The 14,860-nt window shown below is 45.5% G+C and carries 15 protein-coding genes; 4 read left to right on the top strand and 11 right to left on the bottom strand.

Going from position 1 to position 14,860, the window contains the following annotated elements; all coding sequences use genetic code 11:
• The first annotated feature begins 17 nt into the window (after positions 1-17).
• A complete protein-coding gene (locus ACN0VI_RS12520; RefSeq protein ID WP_417447035.1) occupies positions 18-650 on the top strand; it encodes a class I SAM-dependent methyltransferase in 633 nt (210 codons plus the stop codon).
• A 117-nt stretch (positions 651-767) separates the two neighbouring features.
• On the opposite strand, the gene ACN0VI_RS12525 is transcribed toward ACN0VI_RS12520, so the two are convergent.
• From ACN0VI_RS12525 to ACN0VI_RS12535, 3 genes are all read right to left on the bottom strand, one after another.
• Positions 768-1,526, bottom strand: a complete 759-nt coding sequence (locus ACN0VI_RS12525) for a DUF4097 family beta strand repeat-containing protein (protein ID WP_417447036.1) — start codon at positions 1,524-1,526, stop codon at positions 768-770.
• A 141-nt stretch (positions 1,527-1,667) separates the two neighbouring features.
• Positions 1,668-3,518 carry an AsmA family protein gene (locus ACN0VI_RS12530; protein WP_417447037.1) on the bottom strand — a complete coding sequence of 617 codons (1,851 nt, stop codon included), beginning with the start codon at positions 3,516-3,518 and terminating at the stop codon, positions 1,668-1,670.
• Between the two features lie 279 nt (positions 3,519-3,797).
• The gene (locus tag ACN0VI_RS12535; protein ID WP_417447038.1) at positions 3,798-5,522 is read right to left on the bottom strand and encodes a glutamine--tRNA ligase/YqeY domain fusion protein; all 1,725 of its coding nucleotides are present in this window, start codon (positions 5,520-5,522) and stop codon (positions 3,798-3,800) included.
• 236 nt (positions 5,523-5,758) lie between these two features.
• Here ACN0VI_RS12535 and ACN0VI_RS12540 point away from each other — a divergent pair, with 236 nt between their 5' ends.
• The 3 genes from ACN0VI_RS12540 to dxs are packed head-to-tail and all read left to right on the top strand — an operon-like array spanning position 5,759 to position 8,762.
• Positions 5,759-6,004, top strand: coding sequence for an exodeoxyribonuclease VII small subunit (locus tag ACN0VI_RS12540; protein WP_331892528.1), 246 nt, complete (start codon positions 5,759-5,761; stop codon positions 6,002-6,004).
• Between the two features lie 12 nt (positions 6,005-6,016).
• Positions 6,017-6,907, top strand: a complete 891-nt coding sequence (gene ispA / locus ACN0VI_RS12545; protein WP_417447039.1) for a (2E,6E)-farnesyl diphosphate synthase — start codon at positions 6,017-6,019, stop codon at positions 6,905-6,907.
• Positions 6,908-6,923: 16 nt separating this feature from the next.
• Positions 6,924-8,762: a 1-deoxy-D-xylulose-5-phosphate synthase gene (gene dxs / locus ACN0VI_RS12550; protein WP_331892531.1), complete on the top strand. Its 1,839-nt coding sequence runs from the start codon at positions 6,924-6,926 to the stop codon at positions 8,760-8,762.
• An 80-nt stretch (positions 8,763-8,842) separates the two neighbouring features.
• Here dxs and ACN0VI_RS12555 read toward each other — a convergent pair whose 3' ends face one another.
• From ACN0VI_RS12555 to nrdR, 8 genes are all read right to left on the bottom strand, one after another.
• Complete coding sequence (locus ACN0VI_RS12555; RefSeq protein WP_331892533.1) at positions 8,843-9,316, bottom strand: phosphatidylglycerophosphatase A; 474 nt, start codon at positions 9,314-9,316, stop codon at positions 8,843-8,845.
• Positions 9,317-9,339: 23 nt separating this feature from the next.
• Complete coding sequence (gene thiL, locus ACN0VI_RS12560) at positions 9,340-10,311, bottom strand: thiamine-phosphate kinase (RefSeq protein ID WP_331892535.1); 972 nt, start codon at positions 10,309-10,311, stop codon at positions 9,340-9,342.
• A gap of 23 nt (positions 10,312-10,334) precedes the next feature.
• Positions 10,335-10,763: a transcription antitermination factor NusB gene (gene nusB / locus ACN0VI_RS12565; protein WP_331892537.1), complete on the bottom strand. Its 429-nt coding sequence runs from the start codon at positions 10,761-10,763 to the stop codon at positions 10,335-10,337.
• Positions 10,760-11,245 carry a 6,7-dimethyl-8-ribityllumazine synthase gene (gene ribH, locus ACN0VI_RS12570; protein ID WP_417447040.1) on the bottom strand — a complete coding sequence of 162 codons (486 nt, stop codon included), beginning with the start codon at positions 11,243-11,245 and terminating at the stop codon, positions 10,760-10,762. Before ribH ends, nusB begins: the two co-directional genes overlap by 4 nt.
• Before the next feature lie 167 nt (positions 11,246-11,412).
• Positions 11,413-12,531: a bifunctional 3,4-dihydroxy-2-butanone-4-phosphate synthase/GTP cyclohydrolase II gene (gene ribBA / locus ACN0VI_RS12575; RefSeq protein WP_331892540.1), complete on the bottom strand. Its 1,119-nt coding sequence runs from the start codon at positions 12,529-12,531 to the stop codon at positions 11,413-11,415.
• A gap of 13 nt (positions 12,532-12,544) precedes the next feature.
• Positions 12,545-13,153 carry a riboflavin synthase gene (locus ACN0VI_RS12580; RefSeq protein WP_331892542.1) on the bottom strand — a complete coding sequence of 203 codons (609 nt, stop codon included), beginning with the start codon at positions 13,151-13,153 and terminating at the stop codon, positions 12,545-12,547.
• A 61-nt stretch (positions 13,154-13,214) separates the two neighbouring features.
• A complete protein-coding gene (ribD, locus tag ACN0VI_RS12585) occupies positions 13,215-14,330 on the bottom strand; it encodes a bifunctional diaminohydroxyphosphoribosylaminopyrimidine deaminase/5-amino-6-(5-phosphoribosylamino)uracil reductase RibD (RefSeq protein WP_417447041.1) in 1,116 nt (371 codons plus the stop codon).
• 55 nt (positions 14,331-14,385) lie between these two features.
• A complete protein-coding gene (gene nrdR, locus ACN0VI_RS12590) occupies positions 14,386-14,847 on the bottom strand; it encodes a transcriptional regulator NrdR (RefSeq protein ID WP_331892545.1) in 462 nt (153 codons plus the stop codon).
• Positions 14,848-14,860: the final 13 nt, after the last annotated feature.

Genomic DNA, 14,860 nt, shown 5'->3' on the forward strand with positions numbered 1-14,860 from the left:
AACGTAAAAGATTGCCGATGACTTGCCCTCTTTGCTCGAAGCACCAAACTTTGTACTTTCACACTGACAAACAGCGTGATTATCTGCAATGTCAGGTGTGCGATCTGGTCTTTGTGCCGAAGCATCAATTGCTTTCAGCTGAAGCCGAGAAATCGCTATACGACCTCCATCAGAACTCGCCAGATGACCAGGGCTATCGTCAATTTCTTGATCGTTTGCTGACACCTCTGTCAGAAAACCTGCCTGATAACGCACAGGGGCTAGATTTTGGCTGTGGGCCAGGCCCCACCATTTCGGTGATGATGGCAGAGCTTGGCTTTAGCATGGATAACTATGATCCTTTTTATGCCAACCAAGCAGACTTACTGTCGCGCCAGTATGACTTTATTACCAGCACCGAAGTCTTTGAGCATTTACATCAACCTTGTGAAGTTATTCCGCAGCTAGTGTCTATGCTCAAGCCGCAAGGTGTGCTCGGCATCATGACCAAACGCTGGATCAGTCAAGAGGCTTTTGCTCGCTGGCATTACAAGAATGATCAGACTCACGTCTGTTTCTATTCCGATAACACCTTTCAGTGGATAGCCGATCACTGGGATTTGCAATTACAGCTCATCGGGGCTGATGCGGTACTGCTCCTTAAAGCATAAAAAAGGGCGGAATCAGTTAAGAATCCGCCCGATAGGTTACAAAGAGGTTTTAAAAAAGTATCTAAAAGAGTCCCACAGGATATTAAAGGGGTGTTTAACTCTTTAATTCAAAGAATTTCAGTTCTTTAAAATCTCAATATCGCCATTAACTGTATCAAATGACAAGCTGGCTCCACCGCCATTGTAGTTACCATTCATCTCGGCACCTACATACTCACCTTCGTCTACTTCAATACCAAAATCATTGCTCAGATCGCCATTTAAGGTTTCAGAAGTCAACTTAAAAGAAGCATCGGATGGAGCATAGACTGCTATATCACCATTAACGCTATCCGCTTTAATTCTTTGCGAAGAACCTAATCGAGCCATGCGGATAATGATTTTTCCATTAACCGTATCCACAGAAACATCACCTGAAGCACCTTCCACGGTAATTCGACCATTAACGGTATCGGCTTGGATATCGCTGTAAATGTTGGCAATGGTTATCGCGCCATTCACAGAATCAATCGAGTTCAATTGAGCTTTATGAGGCACTTTTAGTACAAAGTCCACTTCGCCAGAACCACCGCCCCAACTGAACATACCCGAGCTTTTATAGTCTACTTCAACGTCAAAGTTCTTCTCGCTGTGGTCAACAATGACCTCAATGCGTTTCAGATCTTTTTCATTATCAGCTGTTATGACGTATTCCAAAGCAATTTCATCTTTATCCCAGCCGCTAATCTCAATGCTGCCGTTAATATTTTCAACGGAGACAGAGCCGGTAGCACTGAAATCATAAGTTTGTGAAAAGCTTTTGGTTTCTTCTGCCTGACTAGCCGAGCCAAAAACTGACAAAGCCACTATGGCACTTGTGTAAATCAATGTTTTCATTGTTAACCCTCATTATTTGTTGATACACCTATTGGATGCCACTAGCTGACAAAGGGTTTAGTCGGTCTTCAATTATTTATATACAAACGCCCTCAAAGGAGGGCGTTTACAGACTAACTATTATTCTTGTTGCGACAAAGACTACTGCTCATCTTCTTTCTTGCGTCGCAGTAGGTCTTTTAATTTATCTTCGACCTTATCTTTGGCTTCATCCTCTAACTCCTGTTTTTTCTCATCAATTTTTCCCTGATATTCAGCTTTGAGGATTGCTTCATAATCGATATTAGCTTTTGGCTCAGCCCAGGTGCCTTTTAATTCAAAGGGTAGCTTCTTACCTGCTAACTTAGGGTACTTCGCCTCTACCTGCTCTTTTAAGGCACCTTTTAGGACTAATTGGAAACTACCACCAATACTCTCTTTATTGGCATCGGTAGTTGCCTTGCCAAGTAAATCAAACACTGGTGAGTTAATGGCAAAGTTTGACAGAGCAATGACACCATCATTGGCTTTTAAATCACCTTTCAAACCGGCAAAAACGGTTTTACCACTGTAATTCTCTTGGTTAAGAGATTGCAGGCTTAAGCCTGAGGCAATCAGCTTTTCGATATCAATGCCCATCAAGGCGCCATCTGATAAGTTGATATGGCCAGTGCCGTTAAGGTTCTGCAACATTTGCTTAGCATCTGCGCCCTTGGTCTTCATATCCAGATCAAGCGCTCCAAGCCCTGAAAGACGCTCAAAGCCAAAGAAAGCCGCGAGCAAATCACCAATCTGAATGTTCTTCAAATCAGGCTGGATTGCCAAAGACAATGGCTTGCTGGCAAAATTGACGCTGGCAGTTGTCGCCAGCTCGCCCTGAAAGGCCTGGGCCTTAAAAGGGTCCAAGTGTAAAGTAGCACCTTTATTAAACACATTGGCAGCAACCTGAGTAAACTTGGTGTTTTTCAGATTCAAACTACCAATAGCCAGATCACCTTGAATACGAGACTTTTTCAGGAAGTCAGCAACTGGCGATAAGTCAGCTTCTGCTTGTGAAGTTGTTTCTTTTTTGCCGCTGGTTGCCATCAACTGATCAAGTGTCAGGCTGTCAGCTTTGATACTAACCTTAATGTCATTAGTATCCCCCAAACCTGCCGAGGCTTTAAGCGTCACTGATTGATCATCAAGCGTCACTGCTCCCTGATGCTCAATCAGAGTACTCTTGCCGCCCATAACGACTGATAAGGTTCCGCTCAATCCGACAGTCTGAATGGCACTCGAAACATTGTCGACGCTGGCATCCAGCTTTTGCACATTAATCTGCTTGAAGTCTGAACTGACTTTCAAATCGCCTTCCAGTGCCCATTTAATTACCGTTTTATTCACTTCAGATGAAATTTTACCGCTAGCATTAACTGGCCTGAACTCTCCAGGACGGAAGTCTTCGATAATAAACTGATCTAAAGTGATGCTTTGGCTCTGTTTATCATTGGCGTCAAATTGGTTGAAGGTAAAGTTATTGAGCTCCAGCTTTTGCAGACTCAAATCTAAATCTCCCGTCTCAGAGGTTTCCTTAGCGGTATCTTTAGTCTCTGCTTTTTGTAACGCTTCAGTGAAAGCCTGCAGGTTTGATTTACCTTGTGGCCCGCTAGTCATATTCAAAGTGGCGTCGCTGACAGTTACCGCGCCAACTTCAATATCACCACTGAATAAAGGCATCAATTTAATGCTGGCAGACACAGCGCCAATCGTCAGAGCTGGATCCTTCTGTGCAAATCCGGGAGGTTGCGACAAGCTGATATCGCCCGTTTCAATCGCCAGCCACGGGAAAAACGATAAGCTTAAATCCCGTTCAATCACCAATTCAGCACCGGTTCTCTCATTGACCTGCTTGGTGAGAGTGGTTTTCAGTTGATCACTGTTGAAAAAAATCATTAAAGCCACAGCTGCCACAATAAACAGGGCAACCACCGCTATCACTAGCCTCAGGCTCCATTTTAGTAAGGTTTTCATTTTTAAATCCTGTAAAAATCAATCGGTTACCATTAGATTAACAGTAATTATTGATAGTTCCTGCATCTTTTGATAAAAACTTTGAACTTTTCATAAAAATCGGTGACAAACTTAACAGATAAGTTGTCATTGTTAGTTCATGGAAATGTTACATTTTAGACAAGCTTTTAGACCTAGATCTTAGAACTCAGAACCCTCAGACCTAGTCCCCCTAAAAGAGTTAAGGCCAATCGAAAGATTGGCCTTTTTATTTATGGGCTTTTATTATTGCAAATTGAGTTAAGAATTAGCTTCTTTATCCGACCAGGAGTCACGCAGAGTTACGGTGCGGTTGAAGACCAGGTTATCCTCTGAATACTCATAACGATCCGCAGTAAAATACCCTTCTCGCTCAAACTGGAAACGATCTTCTGGATTGGCCTGCGCCAAACTCGGCTCAACCATCGCCGTAATCACAGCAAAAGACTCTGGATTCAATGCATCCACAAAATTATCCATCGCGCCAGGATTAGGCACATTGAACAGGCGATCATATAGTCGAATGGTAGCAGGTCTACCATGTTTAGCGGAAACCCAATGAATCACGCCACGCACCTTACGTCCTTCTGGGTTCTTACCTAAAGTATCCGGATCATAAGTACAATGAAGTTCTTTCATCTCGCCATTATCATCCAGAATCGCTTCGTTGGCTTTAATAACATAAGCATTGCGCAAGCGGACTTCGCCATCTTTAACCAGACGCTTATATTTTTTATTAGCACTTTCGCGATAATCCGCACGGTCAATATACACTTCGCGACTAAAGGGGAGCTCTCGCGTGCCCATTTCTTCAAACTTAGGATGATTATTGCCGGTAAGAATCTCTTCTTTATCTTCTGGGTAATTGGTGATAACGACCTTAATCGGATCCAATACCGCCATGCGACGTTGAGTAGACTTATCCAGGTCATCTCGAACATTGTCTTCCAGCAAAATCATATCAGTCACACTGTTGACCTTACTGATGCCAATTGCATCGCAGAAGTTACGAATTGAGGCAGGTGTATAGCCACGACGACGCATACCGGAAATCGTAGGCATACGCGGGTCATCCCAGCCGTCTACGCGCTTTTCTTCAACCAGTTGAGTCAACTTACGCTTGGAAGTAATGGTGTACGCAAGGTTCAAACGCGAAAACTCGATTTGCTGTGGATGACAGTCAATTGTGATGTTATCCAACACCCAGTCATACAGCGGACGATTCACTTCAAACTCAAGTGTACACAAAGAATGAGTAATGCCTTCCAGCGCATCAGAAATACAGTGAGTAAAATCGTACATTGGATAAATGCACCATTTATCGCCGGTACGAATATGATGGAAACGCTTGATGCGATACAACACCGGATCACGCATCAACATATTCGGATGTGACATATCAATCTTGGCACGCAACACCATTTGTCCATCGGCAAAATCGCCTGCTTTCATGCGACGAAACTGAGCTAAGCTTTCTTCTGCTGGACGATTGCGGTATGGGCTTTCTGTACCTGGTGTCTGGAAATTACCGCGATTTTCGGCAATCTTGTCTGCCGGCTGCTCATCCACATAAGCTTTGCCCTTTTCAATCAATTCTTCGGCAAAAGCATACAACTGATCAAAATAGTCCGAAGCATGGCGCGCCTCGCCTTGCCATTCAAAACCCAGCCAGTGCACGTCTTCCTGAATCGCTTTGGCAAATTCTTCACTTTCTTTTTCAGGGTTAGTATCGTCGAACCGCAAATTACAGGGTGCGTCATAGTCGCGCGCGATACCAAAGTTCAGGCAAATGGATTTAGCATGGCCCACATGCAGATAACCATTCGGCTCTGGCGGGAAACGGGTATGCACTCGCCCTTCATTTTTATTATTGGCGATATCTTCATTAATCTTATTACGAATAAAGTTGGTCGGAGTGACTTTTTCCGCACCGCTCGTAGCATTAGCCGTAACATTATCTGTAGTATTGTCAGTCGCTGAACTCATGAATCTGCCATTAGGCGCTAAAGTGCGCAAATTAAGTAAATGTCTAGGATAGGTGGGGATTTTAGCGATATTTACAAGCTAATGCGACACTTGAGACTCACCAAGCATCACTTTTTACTCAAAACAGCAACTCATCAAGCCGTCAGGCCGACGCTTTCCTTTTTGCATCCTTTTCTTTTCGTGACCAATATAGGACAATAAGTCTAATTTCCACATCCAAACCCCGATCAATACTTATGCCTGCAAAGAACACGCCCGCAAAAAAATCGACCAGCGTTAATTTTGAAAACCAGTTACAAGAGCTGGAATCTATTGTTGAGCAACTTGAAGGTGGCGAACTGCCGCTTGAGCAAGCTTTGAAAGTATTTGAAAAAGGGGTGAAATTATCCCGTCAGTGCCAACAGCTACTCGCAGAAGCGGAGCAAAAGGTTACCATTCTGATGGATAATCAGGAACAGGCTTTCGAAGTCGCCGACGAATAAGCTCTATCCTCAATGACTACTCACCAACAACTTGAACACTGGCAAGACCGGATTTATACGATATTAAACACGCGTCTACCGAGTGATGACAGCAACCCACAAAGTTTACATCAGGCCATGCGCTACGGTGCCCTTAACGGCGGCAAACGTATTCGTCCGACACTGGTCTATATGACCGGTCAGGCTCTAGGTGCTGAACTATCCGATTTGGACTGCCCCGCTCTGGCGGTAGAGCTGATTCATTGTTATTCGCTGGTGCATGACGATTTGCCGGCGATGGATGATGATGATTTACGCCGCGGCAAACCCACCTGTCATATTCAATTTGGCGAAGCGACTGCGATTCTGGCTGGTGATGCCCTGCATACTCAGGCCTTTGAAGAGCTAGCCAGCCATTCGTTTTCGAATAAAGCCCAGCCCCAACAATTACAGATGCTCCAATTACTGGCTCACGCCAGTGGTTCATTGGGTATGGGCGGTGGCCAGGCGATTGACCTGGAATCAACCTCTAAGGTCATAGATTTAGCTACACTCGAACAAATGCATCGCATGAAAACCGGAGCATTAATCAAAGCCAGCGTGCTACTGGGCGCCTTGTGCGCCGGCAAGCTGAATGAACAGGAGCAACAGTCGCTTGAGCAATATGCCGATGCAATTGGGCTGGCCTTTCAGGTTAAAGACGATATTCTGGATATTGAGTCCGACACCACCACTCTGGGCAAGCCACAGGGCTCTGATCTCGCCAAGGATAAGAACACCTATCCAGCCTTGCTTGGCCTCGATGGTTCGAAGCAAAAATTAGCCGATTTATTGGATTTATCCCTACAAGCACTAGCTAAGTTGCCGTACAATACCGACTCCCTCGCCGAGTTGGCGAATTATATAGTCAATCGTAACGCTTAATTGCCGCAAAAACCCTATGAGCTCTGAAAAATACCCTATATTAATGCACATTGACTCACCCAATGACCTCAGACAGTTAGAGAAGTCTCAGCTGACTGATGTAGCGGATGAGTTGCGCCAGTACCTCATAGACACCATCAGTCAATGTGGTGGTCACTTTGCGGCTGGTTTGGGCACGGTAGAGCTCACCGTAGCATTGCACTATATGTTTAACACACCGGATGACCGCATTGTGTGGGATGTAGGCCATCAAGCCTATCCACATAAAGTACTGACCGGGCGTCGCGATCAGCTACAGACCATCAGACAGACTGATGGCCTGCACCCATTCCCGGTGCGCACCGAATCCGAGTACGATACTTTTGCGGTAGGCCACTCCAGCACCTCCATCAGCGCGGCCTTGGGTATGGCACTAGCAGCCAAACAACAAGGCGAAGACCGACATTGCGTGGCCGTCATTGGTGATGGTGCATTGACTGGCGGTATGGCGTTTGAAGCCATGAATCATGCAGCGGATACCGATGCCAACATTCTGGTTATTCTGAATGACAATGAGATGTCAATTTCAGAGAACGTCGGTGGCATGAATAAATATCTTGCCAAGTTATTGGCTGGTCGTTTTTACCAGCGTGTTCGCGAAACGGGTAAAAAGGCTCTACATAACATTAAGCCACTGTCTGACTTTGTCAGCCGTGCCGAAGAACACATGAAGGGTATGGTCTTGCCTGGCACTTTGTTTGAAGAGCTAGGTTTTAACTATAATGGTCCGATTGATGGCCATGATCTGCCAACCCTGTTAAACACACTGAATAATATTAAAGAGCTGAAAGGCCCTCAGTTTCTGCATATAGTCACCCGCAAAGGCAAGGGTTATGAGCCAGCGGAAAATGATCCCATTGCCTATCATGGCGTGCCGATTTTTGATCCTAAAGATAGCAGTCTGCCTAAGGGTAAAAAGCCCAAAACCTACTCTAATATCTTCGGTGATTTCTTATGTGATATAGCCGCTAAGGATGAGCGTGTTGCGGGTATCACTCCTGCGATGCGCGAAGGTTCCGATCTGATTCGATTCTCACGTGAATTTCCTGAGCGCTATTATGATGTGGGTATTGCTGAACAACACGCAGTAACTGTGTCTGCTGGCTTAGCTTGTGAAGGGTTAAAACCAGTTTGCGCGATTTACTCGACATTTTTACAACGCGGTTATGACCAACTGATCCACGATGTTGCTTTACAAAACCTTGATGTATTATTTGCCATAGATCGCGGCGGATTAGTCGGTGGTGATGGCGCTACCCATAACGGTGCCTTTGATCTAAGCTACCTACGCTGCATTCCAAACATGGTCATCATGACACCTAGTGATGAAAACGAATGCCGCCAGTGTTTATACACGGGTTATTTGTACGAAGGCCCAGCAGCAGTGCGTTATCCGCGCGGTGTTGGCAACGGCATTGAACCGGAACAAACCTTCACTCCATTCCCAGTTGGTAAAGGCAGTATCAAACGTCGCGGTGAAAAGGTAGCAATCCTAGCCTTTGGCTCAATGGTTAATATCGCGATGGAAGCTGCAGAACAAATCCACGCAACTGTTGCCGATATGCGTTTCGTCAAACCATTAGATGAAGAATTAATCAGACAGTTAGCCGAAACCCATGACCAATTCATAACCATTGAAGAAAACGCTATCATGGGCGGTGCTGGATCAGCCATCAACGAATTCCTGCTTAATAACAGTATTCAAATCAAAGTCAAAAACTTAGGTATCCCCGATAGATTCGTTGAACATGGCGACACCAAAGAATTATTGAAAAGAATTGGTTTAACTGCCGACGATATTATTAACAGTTTGTAGGATTTTGCGTTCTTTCGTAGGGTACCCTTAGGGCAGGATCTGCGTCTCGACGCACCCTACATACTTCCTCTGCCCCAGTATCATAATACGATCAACACTATCCCCTGCAACATCACCCACGCAAAGGCACCTGCCAACAAATCATCAATCATAATTCCAAAACCACCGTGCACTTTTTTGTCGAGCCATTTAATTGGCCAGGGTTTGATGATGTCGAAAATGCGAAACAGGATGAAACCAATAATGGGCCAAACCCAGCCTGTTGGCGCTGCAATCATGGTGACAAAGTATCCGCAAAATTCATCCCATACAATGCCTGGATGATCGTGAACACCCAGTTTTTTGGCACTGTAATGACAAATACCAATACCAATAATGCTTAACAGCACCGTTGCTGCGATGTACCAGGGAAGGCTTAACAATGACAAGCCGTACCAAAGTGGAATGGCAACCAGAGTTCCCCAGGTACCGGGTGCTTTGGGTAGCAAACCTGAACCAAAGCCAAAGGCCAAGAAGTGGATAGGATTTTTAAATACGGTTTGGCTCAATGACATAGTCGATAGATTCTTGTATTGGTTTATTCAGAAAAGTGTTGCCAACCTTGGCGCTTTGATTGATAAGGCTTACCATTCAGTACTAGCTGGAGCTCACCCTTAGCTTCATCCACAATAGTGCCAATTCGATGAACATTGACTTTAAAGTCTTCTGCCAGATTGAGGATCTTGTTGCGCATGCCGGGCTTGGCTGTAAAGCATAATTCATAATCATCACCGCCATTCAACGCAAACTCACGAGCGGCTTCGATGCCAACGCACTGAATCAATTGTTCGGATACGGGCAATGACGATACTTTAATTTTTGCTGAGCAATGGCTTTGCTCAAGGATATGACTTAAGTCAGCCAACAGGCCATCAGAGACATCAATAGCAGCATGCGCCAACTTGGCTAGCTTTTTAGCAAAAGTTATAGGAGGGCTTGGTCGTAGTAAGCGTTGCCATAAGTAGCCTTCTGCATCATTAAGCTGCTGAGCTAATGCTTTATCATGCAAACCTAAAGCCGCTGCCGCATCGCCGAGATATCCGGTGACCCAGATATCATCATCAAGTTGTGCCGACTTTCGTAATAAAGCTTTATCTGATTTAACTGTTCCCAACACATTGATCGTTATTGTTAATGGCCCCTGTGTAGTGTCACCACCGATTAACGGGATTTCAAATGCTTCGCTCGCTTGCTTCAGACCTGTAGTAAAGGCTTTTAGCCAGTCTTCATTTACGTTAGGCAAAGCAAGTGCCAGAGTAAAGCCCAAAGGCTTAGCAGCCATAGCCGCCAGGTCGCTAACGTTTACGGCTAGAGATTTATAAGCAATGTCGGCAGGATCAATGTCTGAGTAAAAATGAACGCCGTCAACCAGCGTATCGACGGAAGTGACTAATTGACGTTTATCAGGAATGGACAGCACAGCACAGTCATCACCTATCCCTTCGATCACCGTGTCTGATTTCGGTTGGCTAAAACTGAAGTATTCCTTGATCAGTTCAAACTCTTTCATGAGGTCATTTACTAACTAATGGGTTATTCGTTTGGGCGCAAAGTTTTGCTGATTTTGTCGAGCACACCATTAACAAATTTATGGCCATCAGTTGCTCCAAAAGTCTTCGCCAACTCAATACCTTCGTTGATGACCACTTTCTTAGGTACATCAATACGCTTTTGTAATTCAAATGCCGATAAGCGAATAATAGCGCGCTCAATTGGATCGATACCTTCAATTTCTCTTTCCAAAGCAGGAGTCAGCGCAGCGTCAATTTCATCCAGGCTCGTTAACACACCCGAGAACAATTCCTGAAAGTAAACGATATCCACTTTCTTAGGATTCATGGTCGTCAAATATTGAGCTTCGATTTCATTCAGCGGATTGTCGGACATTTGCCACTGATAGATTGCCTGCATCGCATATTCTCTTGCACGACGACGGGTAGCAGGTTTAAAAGTTGTACTCATGAGCGTTTCTCTTTTAGTGCGCGAGTTAGATTGATCATTTCAACAGCAGTTGCAGCGGCTTCACCACCCTTGTTCATTTTAGCAGGATTGGCTCGCTCTTCTGCCTGTTCTTCGCTATTGACCGTCAAGATACCAAAAATGACTGGAATGTCATTGTCTAAAGAGGTGCGCATCAAGCCAGTGCTGGACTCAGCACACACATAATCAAAATGCGGTGTGTCACCACGAATGACTACTCCGACCGCAATCACTGCATCAAACTGCCTGGTTTTGGCAACTTGCTGTACTGCGTAGGGTAATTCATATGCACCTGCCACATCAAACAGCTCAATATTCTCAGCTGGAACTTTGAGTTCTTGCAAGCGTTCCTGAGCACCCGAAATCATTTGATTAATAATCGGCAAATTGAAACGCGCATGGACGATGGCGATGCGACCACCTTTATACTCTGTTGCAGAAAAGTCTAGCTTGAAATCACTCATTGGTATGGATTACCTGAATTTTGGCTTAAATCTGTATGCAAAACGTGGCAGAAGCCACGTTTTAATTAGTGTCGCTATTGTAATACGAAACAGTTGGCTAAGGCTATCTTATGCCAAGCTCCCGCAAAGAAACTGACAACAGCGGTCATCCTATTACAGGTTCTGAGTTACTGCTCTGGCGCGATATTCTCAACAATTTCCAGGCCGTAACCTGCTAAGCCAGTATATTGGCTGCCTGAACTTAATAAGCGCATTTTATGCACGCCCAACTCAGCCAGAATTTGCGAGCCGATGCCGACGGTACGTTTTTTCTGACGCTTTTGTTCCTGAGTTAATGGTTCGCCTTTGTCTTCCTGTTCAAAGCGACGAATTCGATTGAGGACTTCTTCGCTGGATTCTTTATTGGCCAGCACCACCACAACGCCCTCGCCTTCTTTACCGATGCGCTCAATCGCTTTACTTAAGCCCCAGCCTGGCTTTCTGCCACGTTGCGCTTCCAATAAATCCCCTAAGCTATCGGTTAAGTGAACACGTACTAACGTCGATGTATCATTCTTTGGATTGCCTTTCACCAAAGCAAAGTGCACCTGACCATCAATGGTGTCGCGGTAGGTGTGCAAACGGAACTCACCATGCTCGGTTGGCCAATGACACTCGCTGACTTTCTCAACGGTTTTCTCTTTGGTCGAGCGGTATTCGATCAAGTCAGCAATGGTTCCCATTTTCAAACCATGCTCCTGAGCAAACTTTTCCAGGTCAGGACGACGCGCCATGGTGCCGTCTTCATTTAGAATCTCAACGATCACGGCAGCTGGTTCAAAACCTGCCAAACGCGCTAAATCACAACTCGCCTCAGTGTGACCGGCACGATTTAAGACACCACCGGGTTTCGCCATAATCGGGAAAATATGACCAGGCTGTACAATATCCGAAGGCTTTGCATTCGGCGCTACCGCCATTTGTACGGTACGCGCGCGATCTGCCGCTGAAATACCGGTCGACACGCCTTCTGATGCTTCGATAGACACGGTGAAATTAGTGCTAAAGCGAGCACCATTTTGTTGCGACATCAACGGCAGATTCAATTGCTCGCAACGCTCGCGCGTCATCGGCAAACAGATGAGTCCACGGCCATAACGTGCCATAAAGTTAATATCTTCTGGGCGCACCTGAGTGGCCGCCATCACTAGATCACCTTCATTCTCGCGATCTTCATCATCCATCAGAATGACCATTTTGCCTTGACGGATATCTTCAATAATTTCTTCGATGCTATTTAATTGCATAGTTCTCACACATTTATTGAGGTTTAACAGCTCCAGTCTGCATCAAGCGCTCTAAATAACGAGCAATGAGGTCAATTTCCAAATTGACCTTGGTGCCCACTTGATAACTGTCTGCAATGGTTTCTAGCAGTGTATGTGGGACCAGATTGAGGAAAAAACAATCCTCTTTTATTTGATTGACGGTCAAGCTGGTACCATCAACCGTAATCGAGCCTTTAATGGCGATATAGTGTAACACGTCACGCGGGGCTCTAATCGTATATTGTATCGAGCGGCCAGCGTCTTCTATGGCCAAAACTTCGCCAATGCCATCCACATGGCCACTGACCATATGACCACCGAATCGGGTAGTTGGTAGCATCGCCTTTTCAAAATTAATTGGTTGATGCTCTTTATAATGTTTAAAACAAGTCACCTTAATGGTTTCTACCGACACGTCGGCAGCAAAGCCATCGTCATATTGTTCAATCACTGTCAGGCAAACGCCATTACAGGCAATGCTGTCACCCAATTCAACATCGGACAAATCCAGCTTGCCGGTTTGAAAACGGTAACGTGCATCCTCTCCTTTCGGCTCAATGGCTGCGATATAACCTGTTGCTTCAATAATTCCAGTAAACATTTTTTACCCTTTACTATACGAGCACTTTTGATAAACAGTTTTATAAAACTGCTTGCAGCGCCTATTTAATCACTTGATACGTTAATTTCAGGTCATCCCCGACACTGCGCGAATCGACCAGTTTGAGCTGAATATTACTTTGCATGGTATCTATTGGCAGCGTCATCAATGGTCTTGCCGAACTGCCCATCAGCTTTGGCGCCACAAACACCACCAGTTCATCAAGCAAACCTTGCTCAACAAAAGCACCTACAAGACCGCTACCGGCTTCGACTAACGCATCATTGACACCAGTCTTCGCTAACTCTTGCAACAGAGCCGTTAAATCAATTTTATGATGGCTAACATTGTCACCAGCCTGCAACAATGGAACTAACTTTTGCTCAACATTGGCTGGGTAGTCTTTTGCGGATAAGTGACCACTGACCAACCAGCAAGCACTTTCATGATTGAAAATCTTCGCATCGGGTTCAACAAGGTTTTGTGAATCTATGATAACCCTGATGGACTGAATAAAGTGAGGATTAGAGGTGTATGCCTGCTCGCGAACGTCCATAGAAGGATTATCAATCACCACCGTACCGGAACCGGTAATAATGGCTCCAGACTCAGCTCGCATACGCTGGACATTGCTACGTGCAGCCGAACCAGTAATCCATTGGCTTTCACCGCTGGCCATTGCGGTTCGCCCGTCAAGACTCATGGCAATTTTAGCAACGACTCTAGGCAAACCTTTCGTCATGCGTTTGATAAAGCCTGGATTTAACGCTTCCGCTTCGCTTTGCATCAGACCATGCTCAACCTTGATTCCAGCATCGACCAGAATCTGCATGCCTTTGCCCGCAACCAGCGGATTCGGATCCAACATGGCCGCCACCACTCGCACGACCCCAGCCTTAACTAATGCCTCGGCGCAAGGACCTGTTTTGCCATGATGAGCACAAGGCTCTAGCGTCACATAGGCGGTAGCACCTTTTGCAGACTCGGTAGCAAGATTGAGCGCATTAATTTCAGCATGGACAAAGCCTGGCTTTTCATGCCAGCCTTCACCAATGATCTGCTTATCTTTTACCAAAACACAACCCACTCGCGGATTGGTTCGAGTCGTAAACCAGCCTTTACGTGCCAATTGAATGGCCCGTGCCATGTAGCTGGAATCTTGCGCTGTAAAAGACATATCAGGTATGAATTACCCTTAGAAAAGAAAGTTTAGTGACGGTAACCCGTTAGCGTCACTCTTTACTGTCACTTTGCAATTTATCAATTTCTTCGCGGAATGCATTAACATCCTTGAATCGACGATAAACTGATGCAAATCGTACATAAGCCACTTCATCCAAACCGCGCAGCGCCTCAATGATCAGCTCGCCTACCACCGTAGACTGAACTTCGCGCTCGCCAAGAGCGCGAATCTGCGACAGAATTTTATTGATAGCCGCTTCCAAATCTTCAACGCTAACCGGACGTTTTTCCACCGCTTTAGCTAAGCCGGTTCTAAGCTTGGCTTCGTTAAAGGGCTCACGTGTACCATCGGTTTTAATGACCTTGGGCATCACCAGTTCGGCACTTTCGAATGTTGTGTACCGCTCGCCACAAGCAAGACATTCTCTGCGACGGCGAACCTGACTACCGTCAGCCACTAAACGCGAGTCGATAACTTTCGTATCTGGATGGGCGCAAAACGGGCAATGCATAACAACTCCTTAT

The organism is Kangiella sp. (genome assembly GCF_048265365.1).
GTDB lineage: Bacteria > Pseudomonadota > Gammaproteobacteria > Enterobacterales > Kangiellaceae > Kangiella.